Here is a 21,356-nt window from a genome sequence, read left to right as displayed (position 1 = left end):
CTCGCGACGCGACACGGGTCGCTACCGGCTGTCCGGGCCTTCCGGTGTTGGGATGGGTGCGGCGGAAAGGGGCGGTGATGAAAAGCGACCGGGTGCTGGAGCCGGCGGTTCCGGCTGATCCCTTCGTCCTGGCCCAGCGGGCCGTCGCCGCGATCGGCTCGACACCCGACGACCGCAGGACCGCGGTGGAGTGCGCGCGTTTCCTGGTCGGGGAGTTGTGCGAGGCGGCCGCTGTCGACCTGTTCGCCCAGGACGAGGTGCGGCGCGCGCACCGCGGCCCGCTGCGCCCGGCGGCGGCCGAGGGCCGGCGTGAACTGCTGGCGGGCCTGCACGGCGTTCCCCGGACCGAGATCCTGGTCCGGGCCCTGGACGCGGGCCGTCCGATCACGGCGTCCCTGGCCGCCCACAGCAGCGGAACCGTGGCCGCGCTGTCCGTGCCGCTCCTGGCCCGGGGAAGGGTCTACGGAGCGGTGCTCGCCGTACGCGCCGATCGCCCCTTCGGCGACGAGGAAGCCGCGGCGGTGCACTACGTGGCCCGGCTCACCGCCGCGCATCTGCACGACAGCGCGCGGTACCCGCAACGGGTCCCGCTCGCCGAAGCGGGCCGCCCCCACCCCACCGTGGAGACGGCCACGCGCTACCTCCCGGCCGGCCGCGGCGCGCCGGTGGGCGGGGACTGGTTCGAGGCCGTACGCCTGCACCACGGCCGTACGCTCCTGGTCGTCGGCGACGTCATGGGGCACGGCCTGGACGCGGCCGTCGACATGAACGCCTACCGCTCGATGCTGCGATACGCCGCCGCCACGGATGCTGCTCCGCACCGGATCCTGAGCCGGACGGACACGGTCATGTCCGAGGAGAGCAACCGCCGGCCCGCGACCTGCCTGCTGGCCCTGCTGGATCCCGCCCGCGGCACGGTCGCCCTCAGCGGCGCGGGCCACCTTCCTCCGGCGCTCTTCCACCGCGACGGCACCGGGGAACTTGTCGTCGTGCCCGTCGGCCCTCCGCTCGGCACGGGTCTGGCCGCGTACGACATGACCACACTGAGCGTCCGCCCCGACGACACCCTGGTGATGTTCACCGACGGACTGGTCGAACGGCGGGGCGAGGACATCGACACCTCGCTCGCCCGCCTGGCCCACCTGCACCTGTCACCCGGCGGGAGCGTCACCGGCGTCCTCGACGAGATCCTGCTGCGTCTCGACGCCGGGGCGGCGGACGACGACGTCGCCGTCGTCACCGCCCGGCTGCGCCGCCGGCCCGGACGAGTGCGGCCCGGCGGCCCGGATGAGTGCGGCCCGGCACCCGCGGGGCCGGTCACATGAGGTGGGCGAAGACCACCAGGTTGTCCGTGTAGTCCCTGACCGAGCGGTCGTAGTCACCCGCGCAGGTGATGAGCCGGACCTGCGCCTCGGGGGTGTCGGCGTAGACCCGCCGGCTGGGGAAGCGGTCCTTCTCGAACGTCTCCACGCTGTCGACCACGAAGGACGCCCTGCGCCGGTCGGCTCGTACGACGGAGAAGACGTCGCCCTTCTCCAGCTCGCTGAGACCGGCGAACACCGCCGCTGACGTCGCCGTGTCGACATGCCCGGCGATGATCGACGTACCGGTCTCGCCGGGGGAGGCGCCCTTGGCGTGCCAGCCGACGAGGTTGACGTCGTCGGCGGGCGGGGGTTCGAGCTGCCCGTTGGGGGCGATGGCGAGGTCCGTGAACGGGGCGTCGACCGAGATCTTCGGGATCAGCAGGCGCAGCGGCTTCGAACGCGGCAGATGCCTTCCGACCGGTCGGACGGACGGCGAGACGTTCGTGGCGGACCCGGGGCGCGGCGGCGGAGCGCCGGTGGCGGTGCCGGAGGAAGCACCGACGGCGGTGTCGGACGACGTGTCCCGGCCGCCGAACAGGCTCGCGGCCAAGAGCAGGAGGACGACGGCGCCGAGCACCATCCAGCTGGTGCGCGGTCCTTGTTCGGGCGGCTCCGGATCGGTGCCTGTGGGGGGAGCGGGACGGGCTGCCATCGGACATCACCTCTATCTGGGCACGGCAGCAGAGACGGGCGGAGCGGGCGCACAGCAGGCCGGGCCGCCACAATGCGCACGGGTGGCGGCCCGACTGCTATCGCGTCCGGCATGGGTCAGGCCACGTTTCCGGCCGTCTTGTTGCGGCGCATCGCGACCACGCCGGCACCGGCGACCGCCAGGACGGCCAGGCCACCCGCGGTCACGCCCGGAGCGGCGAGCCCGCCCCCACCGGTGTGCATTCCGCCGCGCGGCTCCTCGTGGTCGCCGCCGCTCCACGAGTCCTTGTCGTGGCCGCCGGCCGAGGAGTCCTTGCCGTGCTCACTGCTGCCGGAGTCCTTGTGGGGCGCCTCGGTCCGGTACGTCTCCGGGTCGTGCTTGGGGTCCCGTGCGGTGGCCCAGTCGTCGCCCGTGGTGGCGGCGGTCAGCGCGCCCCCACCGGTGTGCACGCCGCCGTGCGGCGATTCGTGGCTGCTGTCCTTGTCGTGCTCCTTGCTGTAAGAGGAGGTGGAGGAGGAGTCCTCGTGGTCCCAGCCGTCGCCTGCCGCGTAGGCGCCGGGTGCGGTGAACGCGAGGACGGCAGAAGCCGCCGCAGTCGCCATGAACATGCGGGTAGAGCGCATCTGAAAGTCCTTCCGTCACAGCCGGGCAGCTGGTGCTTCGTCAGCTGTCGTGACCCGGCTCCGACGTGATCCACCGTCAGTCACGGCTGACGGTCCCACCAGTCGGGGCGCTCACTCGGGTTACGGACTAGGCCGTCCGGTTCCGGTACGGCGGCCCGGCCCCGCTCCCACGGGGGAGGGGGCCGAGCGTGTGCCGTGTTCACTCCGTCGGGTGACAGGGCGGCCTGACACCCCGTCGGCCGGCATGACGCGGGACGGCACGGGCAGAACCGGAGCGCCCCACCGACCCGGACAGACGGGAGCCCGACTGTGACAGAGGCCCTTTTCACGGCCGACTTCGGCTCCGAACGACAATGGGTCGCGGGCCGCTCGTGGGCGTATCCGGACGGCGGTCCCGTCAACCCGGACGACAACAAGCTGGACCACCTGGTCGTGGACCCCGGGTACAGCCGCTCCGGCACCTTCCGCGCCACGCGTCGCCCCGACGGCCTGTGGGACACCGGGCTGTTGACCACCGAGGGCAGCGAGGAGGACTTCGTCGTCCGGACCGGCGACCTGCTGCGCACGCGGGTCCGGCTGCCCACCGTGACGGGTGCGTGGCCGGCCGTCTGGACCTGGCGTGACGGCGGTCAGGAGATCGACGTCTTCGAGTACCACCCGGACAACCCCGACCTGCTGGAGTTCTCCAACCACGTGCGGGGCGGCCACCGTTACCACCGTGACGAGGCCGTCGGCCCCGGCGCCTGGATCGACCTGGCCGTGAGGTTCGGCAGCGACTCCGTCGTGTGGACGCTCAACGGCACCCGGGTCTTCGCCGACCGCCGAGGTGTGGGGCACGACTGGTACGCCCACCTCATCGTCAACCTCTCCGTGTGCGCCGGCCGGTACCACCCCGCACCCTCCGAGGCCGACACGGAGATGTCGTTCGAGGTCGAGAGCCTGAGCGTGCACCGCCCGCCGCACCACTGACCGGACGCCCGCAAGACGCGCCGTCTCGTGCAGCGGTGCCCGATTCGCCGGTTGACCGACCCGAGTGTGGGCACTTGGCGGTGAAACAGGGGGAACCGGTGTGGAGGTGGCTGTGGCGGTTCGGCATCGTCTGATCAAGGTCAGCCCGAGGACGGTATGGACCGTCCTCGCGGACGGCAGCCGGTACGCGGAGTGGGTGGTGGGCACGTCGGCGTCGAAGCCGGTACGGGGTCAGTGGCCCCAGGTCGACGCGGCGATCGCCTACGAGATCCGCCTCGGGCCGCTGAGCCTCACGAACGAGACCGTCGTACGGCGCTGCGACGAGGGAACCGCGCTGGAGCTCGAAGCACGCGCGGGCGCGCTGGGTACGGCGCGAATCGCCCTGGAACTGCGACCGTGGGGCAGCGACTGCCTGGTGATCGTGGACGAGCATCCGCTGCAGGGCGCGGGCGGGCTGCTGCACAACGCGGGCGTGGAAGCGCTGATCCAGGTCCGGCACCGCGCGATGCTCTCCCGCCTCGACAAGGTGTGCCGGGCCGAGAGCCGTGCCGACCCCGCCCGCGGCGACGACGAGCGGGCGCGGGAACCGGCGGCGCGGCACGCGACGGGAGGCGGCGATGCCTGACGCGGTGGTGATCGGGGCCGGACCCAACGGGATGGTCGCGGCGAACCTGCTGGCCGACGCCGGCTGGAGCGTGGCGGTCGTCGAGGAGCAGCCCGAACCCGGCGGCGGGGTGCGCCACGACAGGGGTGTCGACCCGGACTTCGTCAACGATCTCTTCAGCTCCTTCTACCCGCTGGCCGCCGCCTCCCCGGTCGTCGCCGGCCTGCGGCTGGAGGACCACGGGCTGCGCTGGAGTCACGCGCCGCACGTCCTGGCCCACCCCCTGAGCGACGGCCGGTGCGCGGTCCTCGACCGCAGGGTCGACGTCACCGCCGACTCCCTCGAGGCATTCCACCCGGGGGACGGCGCCGCCTGGCGCGGCCTCCACGAGGTGTGGGAACGCCTGCGCCCGGACCTCCTGGACGCCCTGTTCACGCCCTTCCCCCCGCTGAAGGCGACTGCCCGGCTGGCGGTCCGACTGCGGGGAGCGGGCGGGCTGCGCATGGCCCGCACGATGATCCTGCCGGTACGGCGGATGGGGGAGGAGGAGTTCCGGGGCGAGGGCGGCCGGCTCCTGCTGGCCGGCAACGCGCTGCACGCCGATCTGGCCCCCGAGGCCGCGGGCAGCGGCGGTTTCGGCTGGCTGATGTCCATGCTCGGACAGACCTACGGCTTCCCCGTGCCCGTCGGCGGCTCCGGCGCCCTCATCGAGGCCCTGACGCGCCGGCTGCGGTCGCGTGGCGGCACCGTGCGCTGCGGGCAGCGCGTCAACCGCGTCCTGGTCCGCGAGGGGCGCGCCGTGGGCGTGCGGACGGCCGACGGCGACACCGTCGCAGCGCGCCGTGCAGTGCTGGCCGACGTGTCCGTGCCCGCGCTGTACGGCGAACTCGTCGACTCCGAGCACCTCCCGTCCCAGCTGCTGTCCGACCTCGAACGCTTCCAGTGGGACTTCGCGACCTTCAAAGTGGACTGGGCACTCGACGGACCGGTGCCCTGGCAGGCCGAGCGGGCGGCGGGGGCAGGCACGGTCCACCTGGCCGACGGCGTCGACGAGCTCACCCGGTTCGCGGCCCAGGTGGCCATGCACCAGGTGCCCGACCGGCCCTTCGCGTTGTTCGGCCAGATGACCACGGCCGACCCCTCCCGCTCACCCCGCGGCACCGAGTCCGCGTGGGCCTACACCCACGTCCCGCAGCTCATCAAGTCCGACGCCGGGGACGAGGGTCTGACGGGAACCTGGGACACCAAGGAGCAGGAGCTGATGGCGGACCGGGTCGAGCGGCAGGTCGAGCGGTTCGCACCGGGATTCCGCTCCCTGATCCGCGCCCGCCGCATCCTGGCTCCACCCACCCTGCAGGCCCTCGACGGCAACCTGCACGGGGGCGCCATCAACGGCGGCACCGCGGCCATGCACCAGCAACTCGTCTTCCGCCCGGTCCCCGGCGCCGGGCGCCCGGAGACCCCGGTGCGCGGCCTGTTCCTCGCGTCCGCGTCCGCCCACCCCGGCGGTGGCGTACACGGTGCGCCGGGCGCCAACGCGGCCCGGGCCGCGCTGCGCCGCAACCAGCCGCCGGGACTCACCCGCCTGCAACGCGCCCTGGCGCACCGCGACCGGCGCGGTGAGGTCCGGCCGTCGTCACCGCGCTGACCGTCACCTCACCGACCGGGGCGGCCGACGGCGAGTCAGTTCCACAGCGGATAGGTCACGACGGGCGGGAACCCCTCCGGACGGGCCTCGGGGTACGTCAGGATCATCCGCGTGTAGTGCCGCAGCCGCGGATGCTTCTTCCAGGTCTCCGGACGGTCCAGGCTCACGACGACCGGGTAGTCGTGGAACGCCCCGGCCGCGCAGTACGGCTTGCAGTCGTTGACCGCGTTGACGCCCGTGGCCACGGCCGCGTCTCCCTTCCACTGCGACCAGTGCAGGGAGGACAGGCGGCTATTGCCGTCACCGCAGGCGAGGATGAACTCGGTGGGACGCACCTTGGGATGCCACAGGCAGTCGACGAGCACGGTCCGCGTCACCTGCTTCACGACCGGCGCGGCCGACGACGAGGCCGGCGCGACGGCGGAGGCCGGTTGCACGGCGGCCGCCAACAGCGCCGCCGCACCGAGAGCGAGAGCTGATCTTGCTGTGTGTCCGCGCATGTTCGCTCCCAGCCGCGTGTCTGCGGGCGCCCGGCCCCATGTCATGCCACCAACGATGTGGCCTGCTTCCGACGCTAAGGCCGCGTCGGGCACCGCACCACTCGAACGGCGTAACCGCAGGGCGTCCGCGGGCATGTCGGCCGCGTACCGGCAGGGCCGCCGGAGGAGGGGGACGCGTCTCGGGGCGCGCTCCCGGCCGCGGGCCTCCTCATGAGACGGTTGGCTCTCCACACGGCAGTCATCACCATGGAGGGGGAGGCGGGCAGGGACCCGAAGAGCACAGGGAGACCGATGACGCCGTGCACACGGATCACGGGCAACCCCGGGGACCACCCGGCGCATCATGAACGCGACGCGGACGAAGACCGAGGCGGAGCCGGACCGCTCCGACCGTGGCGTTGGGTGGGCGCGAGCGCTCGCCCGGCTGGCCCTGCTGTGCGTTGCCGGTGCCGTCGCGGCGGTGATCGCCGGTGCCGGCTCCGGCGAGTGGCTGATCCTGCTGGTCGGTCTGGCCGGCCTCGCCCTGGCCGGCGCGGGCCTGTGGTGGGCGTTGGCGCACCGGGGTGTGGCCCGCCTGTGCGGCGCCCTGCTGGCCCTGGCCGCTCCCGTGGGTGTCCTGGTGCTGTACGCCGTGTCCGGCCTGTGGCTGGTGGCGGTGACCGCCCTCGCCCTGTGGGTCGCGGCGCTGGCCTGCGCCCGCAGCGCCCTGCGCCGACTGCGTAAACCGCACGGCATGCGGCACCGTTCGAGCCGGCCGCCCCGCAGACCCGTACTGATCATGAATCCGCGGTCCGGGGGCGGGAAGGTCGGCGAGTACGGGCTCGTGGAGCGGGCCGAGGCGCTGGGCGCCCGCGTGCTGCTGCTCGACCTCGACGGCGATCCGGACCCGGTGGCGCTGGCCCGGCGGGCGGTGGCCGAGGGCGCGGACCTGCTCGGCGTCGCCGGCGGTGACGGCACCCAGGCCCTGGTGGCGGGTGTGGCCGCCGAACACGGGCTGCCGTTCCTCGTGCTGTCCGCCGGTACCCGCAACCACTTCGCCATGGACCTGGGCCTGGACCGCGACGATCCGGCGAGCGGTCTCGACGCCCTCTCGGACGGCGTGGAGCTCCGCATCGACCTGGGCGACGTGGCCGGGCGGCCCTTCGTCAACACGGTCTCCTTCGGGGCGTACGCGGAGATCGTGCAGAGTCCCGACTACCGGGAGGCCAAGACGGCGACCGTGCTCGACCAGTTGCCGGATCTGCTGGTCGGCGACGCCGTCACCCCGCTGGAGGTGCAGACGGACGACACCCGGATCGACGCCCCGCAGACCCTGCTGGTGAGCAACAACCCCTACGCGCGCGCCGACCCCCTCGGCGGCGGGCGCAGACCCCGGCTGGACGGAGGCGTGCTCGGAGTGATCGCGGTCCGGGTGGAGGGCGCGGCACAGGCCGCCGAGCTGGCCCTGCGCGGTGAACGGGCGAGCAGCGTCACGACGCTGACATCGCGGCGCGTGGTCGTCGACGCCGACGTGGAGCTCATCCCGGTGGCCGTCGACGGCGAGGCGCTCTCCCTGCCCACGCCGGTCGTCTGCCGGGTGCGCCACGGCGTGCTGCGGGTACGGGTACCGAGGCATCGCCCCGGCGCACCCTACGTGGCACCGTCCGTCGACTGGCGGCGCGTGGTCCGTCTCGCGCTGGGCAGGTCCCCCATCCGTCCCAGGACGAAGCAGGAGAAGAGCCATGCTTGACCGCCCCGCGCAGGAACACCGCGAGCAGCGAGGCCTGATGCGCGATCTCGCCACCCTCGACCAGGCGCTCTACGAGGCCGTGACGGTCACCAGCACTCCCACGCTGGACTCCGCGCTGCGCCGGCTGTCCGCGGCGGCGGACCACTCCAAGATCTCCTTCGCCGCGGCCGGGCTCCTGGCCCTGTTCCCCGGCCGGCCGCGCCGCGCGGCCGTGCTGGGTGTGGCCGCCATCGGCGTCGCCTCGACGACCGCCAACCTGCTCGGCAAGCGTCTCGTACGCCGCGCACGTCCGCACCGCGACGCGGACTCGCCGTTCCCGGGGCGGCACGTACCCATGCCGGAGTCCGCCTCCTTCCCCTCGGGCCACACGGCCTCGGCCGTGGCCTTCGCCGCGGCGGTCGGGCCCACCTTCCCGGCCGCCACGGTTCCGCTCGGCCTGCTGGCCTGCGCCGTGGGCTACTCGCGGATCCACACCGGTGTGCACTACCCGGGTGACGTCCTCGCGGGTGCCGTGCTGGGCACCGGTGCGGCGGCGGTGGCCCTCGCGGCTGCCGCCCGCTGGGAGAGGTGAACGGGGCCGGCCGCCGTCCGGTGCTTCCCGGGCCCGGCCGTACCGGCCTCATGCGCGGTCGGCCGGAGCGCCGCTGAGTTCGGCGGCGAACTGCGCGCCGGCCAGCAGGGCGAGGTTGGACAGCCACAGCCAGATGAGAAAGACGACCAGGCCGGCGAGGGAGCCGTACAGCCTGCTGTAGGCGCTCAGCGCCGACGCGTACAGCGCGAAGGCGGCGGAGACGGCCAGCCACAGTGTGGCGGCGAGGACGCCGCCCGGCAGGCTGTGCGCCCGGCGGCGGGCGGAGGCCGGGCCGGTGTGGAAGACGATGACGACCAGGACCGCCACCAGACACAGCAGGAGCGGCCAGCGCAGCAGGCTCCAGGCCATCGCGGCCGTGGCGTCGACCCCGAAGAAGCGTCCGGCGCTCTCGGCGACCGGGCCGCTCAGCAGCAGGACGAGGGCGCTGACGACGAGGAGCCCGAGCAGGGCGAGCGCGGTCAATACGATCCGGTGGGCCTTGCGCCAGGGGGACCGGTGGTCCTCCACGCGGTGCATCCGGTGCAGGGCGCGCCGGAACACGGCCAGGTAGCTGGAGGCGGACCACAGGGCGCTCACGGTGCCGGTGACCAGCAGGGTCCAGGCCGCGGAGCCGCCGCGCAGCATGCGGGACAGCGCGTCGTGCAGCGGACCCGCGGACTCCGCGGGGGCGTAGGCGGTGACGTGCGCGATGAAGCTCTCGGCCGTCTCGGGACTGATGAGGGCGAACCCGACGACGGTGGCAAGGAGCGCGGGCAGCACGGCAAGGACCGTGTAGTAGGTGAGAGCCGCCGCGTGGTCGGAGATGTCGTCGCGCCACATCGACACGGGAGTACGGCGCAGCGCGGGCCACCAGGTGGCGGGCACCCGGAAGCCGGGGTGCGGCAGGGCGAGGACGCGTGCCGGGTGCCCGGCCTTCGTCGTGCGGCCGGCCTGTGGTTCAGCGGACATGGGGCGCGCTCCCTCAGGGCGGGCCGTGCTCCCGGCCTCGGTCGTGAACTGATTCCCCCTGGACGCGGGATCAGTCGTGTGTGCGGCCTGCTCGCCGGTGCGGCCCTGATCCCGTCGCCGAGCCGTCGTCACCCCAAAGGATCACAATGGGTTCTGGACTCGGAGAGGTACTCATCTTCCGGAGTGTTCCATGTTCCGCAGGCGGCCTACGGACGACGGTGACGAACTGCTGGCCAGACTCGGGGCCCTGACCGCCCAGGCGCGCGAACGGGCGGAGCTGCAGCGCTCCCTGGTCGAGCTGGCCGTCGCCCTGCAACGCGGCATGCTGCCCGGGGACATGCCGGTCGCCCCCGGCTTCCACCTCGCCGTCCGGTACGCACCCGCCTTTCACGGCCTCAACGTGGGGGGTGACTGGTACGACGCCTTCACGCTGCCCGACGGCCGTATCGGGCTGTCCATCGGCGACGTCCAGGGCCACAACATCGAGGCGGCCGCGTTCATGGGCCAGGTGCGGGTGGGGCTGCGGGCGCTCGCCTCGGTCACCAGCGAGCCGGGCGAGCTCCTCTCCCGGACGAACGACCTCCTCCTGTCCCTCGGCAACGACCTCTTCGCGACCTGCACCTTCATGCGGCTCGACCCCTCGACGGGAGACCTGGAGAGCGCTCGGGCCGGGCACATCCCGTGCGTCTGGGCCACCGCGGACGGTAAGTCCGGTGTCGCCGAGGACGAGGGCGGGCCCCCGCTGGGCATCCAGACGGGGCAGGACTACCCGGTGACCCGGTACCGGCTCAACACCGGCGGAGTGTTCGTGCTGCTCACGGACGGCGTGGTGGAGGGGCCCTCGCTGAGCGTCGACGAGGGGCTCGAGCAGGTGGTCCGGCTGGCCGGCATCGCGGCCGTCGCGGGCATGGAAGCGGGGTCGCTCGCCGCCGCCGTGATCAAGGGTGCCGAGCGGGTGGGACACGAGGACGACGCGGCCGTGCTGGTGGTCGGCCACGACGCGTCCGCCGTACGGCCGTAGGACCGGCCGCCCCGACCCGGGCGCCCCGACCCGGCCGGCCCGTGCCGGGCGGCCCGAGGGCCGCACCGGGTCGTTCGCCTCGCCGACCGGGCGGTGTCGGTATCTGATGGCTGCTGTGGTGGCTATCCAGGATCTGCGTCGACCGGGGGACTACGTCCTCCAGACGCTCGCGGTCGCCACCTGCTACTACGCGGCCGGACGGCTGGGTCTGCTGCGCCGGCTCGTGGTGGAGGGGGCGGTCTTCACACCCATCTGGCCCCCCACCGGCGTCGCGGTGGCCTGCCTGCTGGTCTTCGGGCTGCGCTGCTGGCCGGGTATCACCCTCGGGGCCCTGCTCGTGGTCCTGTCCCTCACCACGCTGCGGCCCGCCGTGATCGGCAACCTGGCGGGCAACACCGCGGCTCCCGTCTGCGCGTACCTGATGCTGCGCAAGGTGGGGTTCCGCACCGACCTCAGTCGCCTGCGGGACGGTCTCGCGCTGGTGTTCCTGGGGGCGCTGACCGGCATGCTGATCAGTGCGACCGTCGGCGTCGGGCTTCTCGTCCTCACGGACAGACTCGCCGCGCAGGGCTTCTGGCCGGTGTGGCTGGCGTGGTGGGTGGGTGACGCGATGGGCGTCCTGCTCGTCACCCCGCTCCTGCTGCTGCTCCGCGCGGCACGGTGGCCACCGCTCTGGTCCCGGTGGAAGGAGGCCGCGGGCATGACGGTCGTCGCCTGCGCCCTCGTACCACTGGCCTCGTTCAGCACCGTCAGCCTCTTGTTTCTGGTCTACCCGCTCCTGATCTGGGTCGCGCTGCGTTTCCAGTTGCCGGGCAGCATCCTGTGCGCCCTGTTCGCCTCCACCATGGCCACCGTCGCGGCGACGGACGGGAGCGGCCCGTTCGAGCGGCTGACCGATGTCGAGGTCATGGCCAAACTGCAGGCCTTCAACGGGTCCATGGCCCTGACGGCGCTGCTGCTGTCCGCCCTCATCACGGAGCAGCGCAACACCCGGCGCTCGGTGGAACAGGCCTGCCTGGACCTGGCCGAAGTCCTGGAACACCTCACCGCCGGCGACGCCCCGCGCGGCCGCCCGCCCCGACCGCCGAAAGCCACCGACAGTCCGCCGGGGCGGCCGGGAGGGCAGTGAGGGGTTCCCTGCGGGCCCCGCCCCTGCCGCGTGCGACGGTCCTTGCCGCCGTGACCGTCGCACGCGTTCCCGGGCGGGCCGACCGGGGCGGTCGTGGGGTCAGCCGATGTGGAAGCTGTCCCCGTACACCTTCCAGTCGAGCGGCGGGTTCAGGTCGAGGTTCCCCTTGCGGACGAAGACCCGCTGCGCGGTGTCCACCCGGCTGGTGTCGCTGTGCGCCTCCTCCTGCTTCATCGCCCACACCCGCGCGTCGAGGAACGCGTTGAGGTACGTCACCTCGTCACCGCCCTGGGCCGGCGGCTTGGCCTTCGCGAGGGCGCGCTTGCGTATGTTGCGGAAGGAGGTCGGGTCGCTGCCGTCGCCGTGCATGACGATGGCGTCGTAGTACGTGAACTGGCCCAGGGCACGCAGTCCGTCGGTCTTGCCCTGCTTGACGGCGGGATTGAAGTACACCCGGTCGCGTTCGTCGTTCTGGGCCTGCTGGAACGCGGTGTCCTGCGCCGCCTTGCGCCAGTCCCCGGGGAACGACGGGTCGAGGCCGTCGTGCGAGTCGGAGTTGTTCACCCGCCGCAGGGCCGGGAGGTACTTGGCGAGGACGTTGCCGGGTTTGCGGGTGGCGTAGAGCTCCACGAGGTCGAGCATGTCGCCGGTGCCGGAGCAGAACCCGATGATGCCGGCGGTGTAGCCGCGGCCGTCACCTATGTCCTCGATGTACTTGTACTGGGCCTTCCAGTCGAGTGAGGAGTTCTCCGCGCTCGAGACCAGCTTCATGGCGATCTCCTTCTTCGCCGGGTCGTCGAGCCCCGCCGCCGCCCGTGCGACGGGGGAGGCCGAGGCGTGCTCGGGGCGCAGCAGCGGGACCGCCGCGAGGGATGCGCCGATCAGGAGGAGGGTGCGGCGGGAGGGGCTCGCGGCGGAGTTTGTTTCGCTGTTGGCGTGTTCCATGGTGGCTCCAATTGGCTTGTGGGGGGTGGCAGTTGTTGGTGTCCCTGCACTGATAGGAAGGTTTACTATCAGAACTTGGACCGGCTGGACACCTGTGCGAGCCAGGTTCGTAGATACGAACAAGAGGTGCGGGTGGGGCCGGCGCGCCCGCCGGTGGTCGCTGCGGGCCACGCCACGGCCGTCCCCAAGGCCGGGCGGGAACGACGGCGGGCTCGGCGCCGGGCCGGGCGGGGACGACGGCGGGCTCGGCGCCGGGCCGGGCGGGGACGACGGTCGGCCTCGGCTCCCGACCGGCCGGCACCGTCCCCTAAGCTCCCTGCCATGAACGACGGGGACAGCGGCAGACGGGTCGTCGACGGCCGCTTCGAGCTGGTCGCCCGGCTCGGCGGCGGTGGCATGGGCACGGTGTGGCGGGCCCACGATCTGGCGCTGCGGCGCGATGTGGCCGTCAAGGAGGTGAGGCCGCCCGACGCGGACCACTTCGACCGCGACCCGGACGCGGCGCGGATGCTGCGGGAGCGGGTCCTTCGCGAAGCCCGGGCGCTCGCCAGGATCGAACACCCCAACGTCGTGACGATCCATCACATCGTCGACGGCGGTGACGGCACCTACCCGTGGATCGTCATGGAACTGGTCGACGGCGGTTCGCTCGCCGACCGGCTCGCCCGGGGACCGATGACGCCCGAGGCGGCGGCCCGTCTCGGTGCCGAGGTGCTGGAGGCGCTGCGCGCGGCGCACCGCGCGGGTGTCCAGCACCGCGACGTGAAGCCCGCCAACGTCCTGCTGCGCGCCGACGGCCGGCCCGTGCTCACCGACTTCGGTATCGCCGCGATCCGCGAGTCCACGGCCCTCACCGCGACCGGATCGATCATCGGAACCCCCGACTACATGGCCCCCGAGCGCATCTCCGGTGACGGCGGCCCCGCCGGTGACGGGGCCGCGGCGGACCTGTGGTCGCTGGCGATGATGCTGTACGTGGCCGTCGAGAACCACCATCCCCTGCGCCGGGCGACCACCCTGGCCACGCTGGCCGCCGTACTCCACGACGACGTGCCGCCTCCCTCCCGGGCCGGGGCCCTGACCCCGGTGCTCAACCGGGTCCTGGTGCGCGACCCCGCGGAGCGGCCGGACGCCGAGGCGCTGGCGCGAATGCTGGAGAGGGCCGCGCGGGAAGGCGTGGACCCCCGGCCCACCTCCTACTCCCTGCCCCCACCCGCAGGGGCTCCCGCAACCGGCCCGTCGCTGCCGACAACCCGGCCCGCCGCGACGCCGTCGCCCGCACCGAACGACGCCGCGCCCTCGGGGTCGTACCCGTACGCGGCTGGATCGTCCGAGTCACGTGACGGCGTGCCGTCCGGGCCGTACTCGTACGCGACGCCGTCGCCCGCACCGAACGACGCCGCGCCCTCCGGGCCGTACCCGTACGCCGCCCCGTCGCCCGGACCGAGCGACGCCGTGCCCTTCGTACCGCACCCCTATGCGGCGCCGTCGCCCGGTTCGGGGCGGCCCACGCGGCCTGTGTCCGCCCCTCCCCGTCGGCCCGGGCCGCGGCGCGTGGCGGTCCTCGCCGCCGTCCTCGGTGCGGTGCTGGCGGGTGGTGGGATCTGGAAGGCGCTGCCCGGAAGCGGCCAGGACGACGCGGCCGGGTCCCCCGGAACCTCACTGGAGACGCACCGGGCCGCGACCACGCCGGCGGCGGACAACGACACACCGTCGGCGGCTGGGGAGGCCTCGACCGCCGGTGACCTGCTGACGCCCGCCGGGGTCCGGGAAGCCCTCCGGGCCATCGAGAAGGAGACCGGGAGGAGCAGTTTCGGCGCCTTCCTGGTCTATCCCGACTACGTCTCGGCCTCGGTGATGGTCAAGGGCAGTCAGACCCGGTACGACTCCTACACGTACCGGGTCGGCCAGGGCGTCGAGAAGGGCATCATCAAGGGCTCGTTGGCGGGCGGCCAGAGGCCCGTGCGCCTGGACGACTTCCGGTGGGACGCCCTGCCCGGGCTGCTGAAGCGGGCCGAGAAGGAACTGAAAGTCGACAAACCGACCACCCGCTACCTACTGGTGCGGCAGCCGAACGACATCTTCGACACGGCCGCGGGCATGGCGGTCTACATCAGTGACGAGTACGGCGAGGGCGGGTACATGGAGGCCGACCGGCAAGGCAGGGTGACCAGAACCGTGTCCTCCGGCTGAGCGCCGTCCCGCCGTGGTCGTCCGGGTGCGTCGAGGCGCTCTCGGTGTGCCCCCGTGCCGGACACTCCGGCGTGGCGTGCGGTCCGGGCTTCGGCTGCCGGGCACCCGGGTGTGACCCGCAACTACCCTCAGGACGTGGGCGGTTGGTGGGTCGGCGGACCGCTGAGTTGCTGGAGGGGTGTGCCGTCGCCCCAGCGCCGAAGACGCGGCGCGTCGATGAGGTGAACGTGGCCCTGGCGTCGGGCCCACTGGACATCCCGCCGAGTGAAGCTGCCCCGGTGCACGACAAGCCGTAATCGGCGGCCGGCCTGCGCGACCACGGGGCCATGGTTCGCCTCCTCGTCGGGCAGCGGCTCGGCCACGGGACGGAACGCCACGTCGAGCAGCCGGCCGCGGGCGTCCCGGGCGGTGAGCCGGGGGCGGTCGCGCTCGGGAACCGGCAGCACGTACCAGCCGTCGCGGCGCAGCATCCGGGCCACGGCGACCATCAGGCCGGACGTGTCCAACTCGGCCAGTTCCTCCGGGGTGTAGTAGCCGCGGCGCCGTCGGCCCAGCGGTCTGCGGTGCCGGCGTACGGCGGTGGCGGCGAACGTCAGGAGCGTGACGCCCAGCAGCGGAGCGCCGACGCCGAAGACGCGGTAGGCCGCCGCGAGCGCCGCGACCACGGCGCAGACGATGCTCACGCATCCGGCGAGGGCGGGCAGTACGTCCCGCAGGCGGGGGCCGTAGCGCCCCGTGGCCCTCAGTTCGCGCACGACGCGACGGCGCCGGGCACGACGTGATCCCTCCATGACCGCCCGTCGCCCCCTCCGAGCCATCAGGGTCGGCTTCCCCGCCCCGCACACGTCGGTGTGCAACGAGGTGATACCCGGTCACGGACCCGCTGATGGCCCGGCTCCGGCGGTGGCCCGCGGAGGGGACGGTATCCGGCCACCGGCCGACGGCCCCGTGCCCACCTCCGGTGCGGTCGTTGTGCGGCGGGGTGCCTGAACGGTCCGTCACCGGGTAGCAGGGGCGGAGAGGAAGCGACGACTGCCGAACGGTGGAGGGAGATCCATGCCGACTGTGATGCAGCGCATCAAGGAGTTCACCCGGAGCCCCCAGGGGCGACGGACGATGGAACAGGCGCGGCGGGCCGCTGCCGACCCGCGCCGCCGTGCCCAGGCGCAGCGCCTGCTGAGCAGGTTCCGCACGCGCCGGTGACGGACCACGCGCCCGGCCCGCACGCCGGTACGCGTTCGTCCGAGGAGCGAAGACCCCGAGTCCGGTTTCGGGGTCTTCGGTATGTCCGAAAGCTGTGCCAACGATGTCCGAGGCGCGTTCGAAGCCTGTTCGAGGACTTCGTGGGTGGTCGGTGCCCGTTCGCTCGGAGGCCGGCGCAGGCGTAGGTCGGTGGAGCGGGATACCCGTAGGGGGACGGTGGTGACCCCGGTGCCGAGGTGGGGCCCGCGCTGATCGGGTGATCGGCCCACGCGGGGCTTTTCCGGGCGCCGGGCGGTGGCGGAGAGGAGCCCGATGGGCGTGCGGACACAGGCGGGCGAACGCGGAGGAAGCCCGGCCGACGCGGCCGAAGGAGCCGACCCCAGGCGCTGGAAAGCGCTGTGGGTGACGCTGGTGGCCGGCTTCATGAGCCTGCTCGACGTGACGATCGTCGCGGTGGCGCTGCCCTCCATGCAACAGGACCTGCACGCCTCGGCGCCCGCCATCCAGTGGGTCGTCTCCGGGTACGCGCTGGCGTTCGCCCTCGTCCTCGTGACCGCGGGACGGGTGGGCGACGCGATCGGCAGACGCCGCATCTTCCTGCTGGCGCTCACGGCCTTCGTGCTGTGCAGCGCGGCGGCGGGTGCGGCACCCACGATCACGCTGCTGGTCGTGGCCCGACTGGCGCAGGGGGCCGCGGCGGGTTGTCTCGCCCCGCAGAACTCCGCCCTGATCCAGCAGATGTTCCGGGGAGCCGAGCGCGGCCGGGCGTTCGGCCTGTTCGGGGCCACCGTCGGCATCTCCAGCGCGGTCGGCCCCGTCGTCGGCGGACTCGTGCTCGCGCTGGCGGGCGGGCCGCAGGGATGGCGCTGGATCTTCTACGTCAACGTACCGGTCGGCGTGATCGCGCTCGTGCTCGGTCGGCGCCTGCTGCCCCACATCGCGCCCGGCCGCAGGGAACGGCTCGACGTGCCCGGTGTCGTCCTGCTCGGCTTCGGAGTCCTGGCCCTGATGCTGCCCCTGGTCCTGGCGGAGTCCGACGGTGTCCGGCGACTGTGGTGGCTGTTCCTCGTGGGAGCGGCGCTTCTGACGGCCTTCGCATGGTGGGAACGGCGGGTCGCCGCGCGGGACGGGCAACCCCTGCTCGACCCCCGACTCGTCACCGCCACCCGGGGATACGCCGCCGGGGCCGTCATCGCGACCCTGTACTTCATCGGCTTCAGCGGTGTGTGGCTGGTGTTCGCCCTCTTCTTCCAGAACGGTGAGGGGTATTCACCGCTGAGGTCGGGGCTCGCGGTGACACCCTTCGCCGTGGGGTCGGCCGTCGCCGCGGTGGTGGCGGGGCGCCTGGTCGAGCGGCTGGGCCGGCTGCTCACCGTGTGCGGCCTCGCCGCCGTGGCTCTCGGCCTGGGCGGCGCGGTGCTGATCCTCGGCCACGTCTCGGGCGACAACGCGGTGTGGCTCGCGGCGCCCGCTCTCTTCGCCGGCGGCCTGGGCAGCGGCTGCGTCATCTCGCCCAACGTCACCATGACCCTGCGGGACGTCCCGGTGCGGATGGCGGGGGCGGCCGGCGGAGCCCTGCAGACGGGACAGAGGCTGGGCGGGGCCATCGGTACGGCCGCCCTGCCCGGCCTGTTCTACCTGGTGCTCGGCCACGGCGGTCACGACTACCGTGCCGCGGTGACGATCGCGGTGGGCGCGGGCCTCGTGCCCGTGCTGTGTTCGCTCGCGGTGGCGGTGTACGACTGGCAGCGGGACCGCAGGGCGCGGCGGCGGCCCACCGGTCCCGAGGTGTCGCACAGCCACACGCACGCGAGCCGGAGCGCGGGCCCTCGGGCCTGGCGTTGGGCGCCCGAGATGGAGGAGATCGCCGAGGCCTCGCGGGGGAGCGGCCTGTCGGGAGCCCTCGCGGACGCGGCGGCGCACACCTTCGAGCGGTGGCAGGCCCACAAGGACGACGGGACCATGACCAGCGACCGGCTGATCGCCGACCTCAGGGGCGAGTGACCCGCCGACCTCGGGGGCGAGTGACCCGCCGACCTCGGGGGCGAGTGACCCGCCGACCTCGGGGGCGAGTGACCCGCCGACCTCGGGGGCGAGTGACCCGCCGACCTCGGGGGCGAGTGTCCGCCGGCCTCGGGGGCGAGTGATCCGGCGGGCAGAGCACGTTCGTCCGAGCGGGCCGGCGACGCGGGCCGCCCGAGGTTCGGAACAGTCCCTCCGGCGGTCGTCGCAAGGGCGGTCAGAGGAAACGCCGGATCGGTGTGACCGCCGCCTCGCGCAGACGCTGGGGCAGAGGGCGGCGCCGCCAGCGCACGGGGTCGATGGACTCGCCCGCCTTCCAGTCGTCCTCGAAGTCACCGTCGAGGGTGGCGGTGAAGTGCTCGTCGAGCACGGCGAGCATGACCTCCTCGTCGTGCTCCATCGACCGCCGGTTGAAGTTGGTCGAGCCGATCAGTGAGGCCACGCCGTCCACCGTCATGATCTTCGTGTGCAGCATCGTCGGCTGGTACTCGCGTATCTCGACGCCCGCGTCGAGCAGCGTCTGGTAGTGCTGCTGCCCGGCCAGACGGCAGGCCCGCTGGTCGGTGTGCGGGCCGGGCAGCAGGATCTCCACCCGTACCCCGCGCCGGGCGGTCTCCGCGAGCAGGCCGACGAAGTACGGGTCCGGGGCGAAGTAGGCGGTGGACAACCGGAATCGTTCCTCCACGGAGGACAGCACGACCCGGACGAGTGTCTGCATGTCCTGCCAGCCGAAGCTGGCCGACCCCCGCACGACCTGAACGGTGGCCCGCCCCGGCTGCTCGTGCTCCGTGAACCGGTCGCGCTCGTCGTAGAGCGTGTCGTGGCACTCGGCCCAGTTCTGCGCGAAGGCGGCGGCGATGCCGTCGACGGCGGGGCCGCGTACCTGTACGTGGGTGTCGCGCCACTCGTCCGGGTTGCGGGCGTCGCCGCACCACTCCTCGGCGATGCCGACCCCGCCCGTGAACGCCGTCGTCTCGTCGACGACGAGAGCCTTGCGATGGCAGCGGTGGTTCTGCTTCAGCGGCGACAGACGCGCGGGCTTGCGGAACCAGGCGACCTGGACTCCGGCGCTGTCCATCGCGTCGAGCAGGTCCTGCTCGATCTCCATGGCGCCGAAACCGTCGAGCAGCAGACGCACCCGCACGCCCGCCCGGGCGCGTTCGGCCAGCGCGTCCGCGAACTCGCGGGCGACCTCGCCCCGCCAGTAGACGAAGGTCATCAGGTCCACGGTGTGCCGGGCGGACCGGATGGCCGCGAGCATGGCCGGGAAGATCGCGTCGCCGTTGCGCAGCGGTATGAGCTCGTTGCCCTCCGTGGCGGCGATGCCGATGAGTCGCTCCAGGCGTCTTCGCAGACGCTGCTTGCGAAGGTCGGCGGTGCCCGACTCGCTCCCGCCCATGCCCACTTCGGCCACTTCCGTCGTTCGCTGCAGCACGCTCGCCTCCATGTCTCCGGCCTGTCCACCCCACCAGTGCCGGCCCGGCACTGCCCGGCTCGGCGGCGTACGTATACCCAGCCCATGCCATCTGTCCCACGGCAGGGCGGACGAAGGCGCGGAGCCGGAGGGCGGCCCGGGGAAGCCCACCACCGAAGCGGGATCCGGGGCCTCACGTCATGCGGCGCCGGTCCTCCTCGCTCCAGGCACGGGTGTCGCGCGGCGGGACGTACGGCTCCTCGTCCGCGGGGTGCCCGCCGGCGACCGCGCGCTGCCGGGCCATCTCCGCGTCGAACTCCAGGCCCAGCAGGATCGCGATGTTGCTGATCCAGAGCCACACGAGGAACACGATCACGCCGGCGAGTGTGCCGTAGGTCTTGTTGTACGAGGCGAAGTTCGCCACGTAGAAGGCGAACCCGGCGGACGCGAGCAGCCAGATCAGCAGGGCCAGCACGCTGCCCGGGGTGATCCACTTGAGGCCGCGGCCCTTCACGTTGGGGGACGCCCAGTACAGCAGCGCGATCATGATGGTGACCAGGACGACCAGCACCGGCCACTTCGCGATCGACCACGCGGTCAGCGCGGTGTCGCCGATCCCCAGCGCCGCGCCGGCCTGCCGGGCGATGCCACCGGTGAACACGACGATCAGGGCGCTGATCACGGCCAGCACCAGCAGCACCACCGTGACGCCGACCCGGATGGGCAGCACCTTCCACACCGGGCGGCCCTCGGGCATGTCGTAGATGGCGTTCGCGGTGCGGATGAACCCCGCGACGTAGCCGGACGCCGACCACACGGCCAGAACGATGCCGACGACCGCCATGAGCGATCCGATGCCGCCCCGGCCCTGGAGCTGCCGCACCGCGTCACTGATGATGTCGCGGGCGGAGCCGGGGGCGAGTTTGTTGACGTTGTCCAGGACCTGCTGGGTTGCCGACTGCCCGGAGATGCCCAGCAGCGAGACCAGGACCAGCAGGGCCGGGAAGAGGGAGAGCACCCCGTAGTACGTCAGGGCCGCCGCCCGGTCGGCGAGTTCGTCGTTCTGGAACTCTTTCGCAGTGCCCTTGAGGACGGCCAACCAGGACCGTCTCGACAACTGGGTGGGTCCGTCCGGCGCCTGTCGCTCCGCCTGTTCCTCCGGCCCTGGTGCCTGAGCCTCGGACGCTGACGCCGCACCACTGCCCTGATCGGATTTCGAAGTCCTTGCCATGAGGACCGGAGTAACCCCACGCGCCCGGCCCATGCCCCACGGGACAGAGTCGGAGCCGGGAGGACAGGCCCGGGCCTATGTTGGACCCATGTACTCGACGCGGGTCTCGTGGCATGTGAACGCCCCACGCGCGGCTGTGTACCGGGCGCTGGTGGACGCCGAGGCGATCGCGAAGTGGCGGGTGCCGGACGGCATGAGCAGCCACATCCATGTGTTCGACGCCCGCGAAGGCGGCGAGTTCCGTGTGTCGCTGACCTACGGGACGGCGGTCGGTGCCGGGAAGTCGGACTCCCGCACGGACACCTACGGCGGGCGTTTCGCCGAGCTCGTCCCGGACGAGAAGGTGGTCGAGGTGTTCGCGTTCGAGAGCGACGACCCGGCACTGCGGGGCACGATGACGATGACCACCACGCTCACCGACGCGAACGGTGGCACCGATGTGCTCGTCGTCCACGAGGGCATCCCCGAAGCGGTACCCGCCGCGGACAACGAGACGGGTACGCGCATGGCCTTGTCCAAGCTCGCGGGCCTCGTCGAGGCCGGGCGCCGCGGGTGAGTCGTCGCCGCCC

At 73.0% G+C, this 21,356-nt stretch carries 20 protein-coding genes; 12 read left to right on the top strand and 8 right to left on the bottom strand.

Features of this window, described 5'->3' with window-relative positions:
- The first annotated feature begins 77 nt into the window (after positions 1 to 77).
- Entirely contained in the window at positions 78 to 1,325 is a 1,248-nt protein-coding gene (locus tag OG985_RS08130) for a PP2C family protein-serine/threonine phosphatase (protein WP_371667573.1), read from the top strand.
- Here OG985_RS08130 and OG985_RS08125 read toward each other — a convergent pair.
- The gene (locus OG985_RS08125) at positions 1,318 to 2,016 is read right to left on the bottom strand and encodes a class F sortase (RefSeq protein WP_371667572.1); all 699 of its coding nucleotides are present in this window, start codon (positions 2,014 to 2,016) and stop codon (positions 1,318 to 1,320) included. The genes OG985_RS08130 and OG985_RS08125 overlap by 8 nt on opposite strands.
- Positions 2,017 to 2,132: 116 nt before the next feature.
- The gene (locus OG985_RS08120; RefSeq protein ID WP_371667571.1) at positions 2,133 to 2,639 is read right to left on the bottom strand and encodes a hypothetical protein; all 507 of its coding nucleotides are present in this window, start codon (positions 2,637 to 2,639) and stop codon (positions 2,133 to 2,135) included.
- Between the two features lie 309 nt (positions 2,640 to 2,948).
- Between OG985_RS08120 and OG985_RS08115 the strand changes: the two genes are divergently transcribed.
- From OG985_RS08115 to OG985_RS08105, 3 genes are all read left to right on the top strand, one after another.
- Positions 2,949 to 3,608, top strand: a complete 660-nt coding sequence (locus tag OG985_RS08115) for a beta-glucanase (protein WP_371667570.1) — start codon at positions 2,949 to 2,951, stop codon at positions 3,606 to 3,608.
- A gap of 112 nt (positions 3,609 to 3,720) precedes the next feature.
- The gene (locus tag OG985_RS08110) at positions 3,721 to 4,233 is read left to right on the top strand and encodes an SRPBCC family protein (protein WP_371667569.1); all 513 of its coding nucleotides are present in this window, start codon (positions 3,721 to 3,723) and stop codon (positions 4,231 to 4,233) included.
- The gene (locus OG985_RS08105) at positions 4,226 to 5,860 is read left to right on the top strand and encodes a phytoene desaturase family protein (RefSeq protein WP_371667568.1); all 1,635 of its coding nucleotides are present in this window, start codon (positions 4,226 to 4,228) and stop codon (positions 5,858 to 5,860) included. Before OG985_RS08110 ends, OG985_RS08105 begins: the two co-directional genes overlap by 8 nt.
- Before the next feature lie 35 nt (positions 5,861 to 5,895).
- On the opposite strand, the gene OG985_RS08100 is transcribed toward OG985_RS08105, so the two are convergent.
- The gene (locus OG985_RS08100) at positions 5,896 to 6,360 is read right to left on the bottom strand and encodes a hypothetical protein (protein ID WP_371667567.1); all 465 of its coding nucleotides are present in this window, start codon (positions 6,358 to 6,360) and stop codon (positions 5,896 to 5,898) included.
- A gap of 343 nt (positions 6,361 to 6,703) precedes the next feature.
- Between OG985_RS08100 and OG985_RS08095 the strand changes: the two genes are divergently transcribed.
- Both OG985_RS08095 and OG985_RS08090 read left to right on the top strand, forming a co-directional pair.
- The gene (locus OG985_RS08095; RefSeq protein WP_371667566.1) at positions 6,704 to 8,089 is read left to right on the top strand and encodes a diacylglycerol kinase family protein; all 1,386 of its coding nucleotides are present in this window, start codon (positions 6,704 to 6,706) and stop codon (positions 8,087 to 8,089) included.
- The gene (locus OG985_RS08090; RefSeq protein ID WP_371667565.1) at positions 8,082 to 8,660 is read left to right on the top strand and encodes a phosphatase PAP2 family protein; all 579 of its coding nucleotides are present in this window, start codon (positions 8,082 to 8,084) and stop codon (positions 8,658 to 8,660) included. The genes OG985_RS08095 and OG985_RS08090 overlap by 8 nt, the downstream gene beginning before the upstream one ends.
- A 48-nt stretch (positions 8,661 to 8,708) precedes the next feature.
- Here OG985_RS08090 and OG985_RS08085 read toward each other — a convergent pair whose 3' ends face one another.
- Positions 8,709 to 9,629, bottom strand: coding sequence for a YihY/virulence factor BrkB family protein (locus OG985_RS08085; RefSeq protein ID WP_371667564.1), 921 nt, complete (start codon positions 9,627 to 9,629; stop codon positions 8,709 to 8,711).
- A 190-nt stretch (positions 9,630 to 9,819) separates the two neighbouring features.
- On the opposite strand from OG985_RS08085, the gene OG985_RS08080 reads away from it, so the two are divergent.
- Entirely contained in the window at positions 9,820 to 10,650 is an 831-nt protein-coding gene (locus tag OG985_RS08080) for a PP2C family protein-serine/threonine phosphatase (protein WP_371667563.1), read from the top strand.
- Positions 10,651 to 10,756: 106 nt separating this feature from the next.
- The gene (locus tag OG985_RS08075; protein WP_371667562.1) at positions 10,757 to 11,779 is read left to right on the top strand and encodes an MASE1 domain-containing protein; all 1,023 of its coding nucleotides are present in this window, start codon (positions 10,757 to 10,759) and stop codon (positions 11,777 to 11,779) included.
- Between the two features lie 99 nt (positions 11,780 to 11,878).
- Here the strand turns inward: OG985_RS08075 and OG985_RS08070 are convergent, their stop codons facing one another.
- Entirely contained in the window at positions 11,879 to 12,724 is an 846-nt protein-coding gene (locus OG985_RS08070) for a chitosanase (RefSeq protein ID WP_371667561.1), read from the bottom strand.
- A 321-nt stretch (positions 12,725 to 13,045) separates the two neighbouring features.
- Here OG985_RS08070 and OG985_RS08065 point away from each other — a divergent pair, with 321 nt between their 5' ends.
- Complete coding sequence (locus tag OG985_RS08065) at positions 13,046 to 14,917, top strand: protein kinase (RefSeq protein ID WP_371667560.1); 1,872 nt, start codon at positions 13,046 to 13,048, stop codon at positions 14,915 to 14,917.
- Between the two features lie 128 nt (positions 14,918 to 15,045).
- On the opposite strand, the gene OG985_RS08060 is transcribed toward OG985_RS08065, so the two are convergent.
- Positions 15,046 to 15,672, bottom strand: a complete 627-nt coding sequence (locus tag OG985_RS08060) for a hypothetical protein (protein WP_371667559.1) — start codon at positions 15,670 to 15,672, stop codon at positions 15,046 to 15,048.
- A gap of 301 nt (positions 15,673 to 15,973) precedes the next feature.
- On the opposite strand from OG985_RS08060, the gene OG985_RS08055 reads away from it, so the two are divergent.
- On the top strand, positions 15,974 to 16,120 hold the full coding sequence (locus OG985_RS08055; protein ID WP_371667558.1) for a hypothetical protein: 147 nt from the start codon (positions 15,974 to 15,976) through the stop codon (positions 16,118 to 16,120).
- A gap of 312 nt (positions 16,121 to 16,432) precedes the next feature.
- Positions 16,433 to 18,124 (top strand): MFS transporter, encoded by a 1,692-nt coding sequence (locus OG985_RS08050; protein ID WP_371667557.1) that lies wholly within the window; start codon positions 16,433 to 16,435, stop codon positions 18,122 to 18,124.
- A 235-nt stretch (positions 18,125 to 18,359) separates the two neighbouring features.
- Here the strand turns inward: OG985_RS08050 and OG985_RS08045 are convergent, their stop codons facing one another.
- Both OG985_RS08045 and OG985_RS08040 read right to left on the bottom strand, forming a co-directional pair.
- Positions 18,360 to 19,541, bottom strand: a complete 1,182-nt coding sequence (locus OG985_RS08045) for a phosphatidylserine/phosphatidylglycerophosphate/cardiolipin synthase family protein (protein WP_371674298.1) — start codon at positions 19,539 to 19,541, stop codon at positions 18,360 to 18,362.
- 208 nt (positions 19,542 to 19,749) lie between these two features.
- Entirely contained in the window at positions 19,750 to 20,787 is a 1,038-nt protein-coding gene (locus tag OG985_RS08040; RefSeq protein WP_371667556.1) for a YihY/virulence factor BrkB family protein, read from the bottom strand.
- 88 nt (positions 20,788 to 20,875) lie between these two features.
- Here OG985_RS08040 and OG985_RS08035 point away from each other — a divergent pair, with 88 nt between their 5' ends.
- Positions 20,876 to 21,343, top strand: coding sequence for an SRPBCC domain-containing protein (locus tag OG985_RS08035; protein ID WP_371667555.1), 468 nt, complete (start codon positions 20,876 to 20,878; stop codon positions 21,341 to 21,343).
- Positions 21,344 to 21,356: the final 13 nt, after the last annotated feature.

Origin of the sequence: Streptomyces sp. NBC_00289 (assembly GCF_041435115.1) — a bacterium.
Lineage (GTDB): Bacteria > Actinomycetota > Actinomycetes > Streptomycetales > Streptomycetaceae > Streptomyces.
This window is presented reverse-complemented; position numbering and strand designations above follow the sequence as displayed.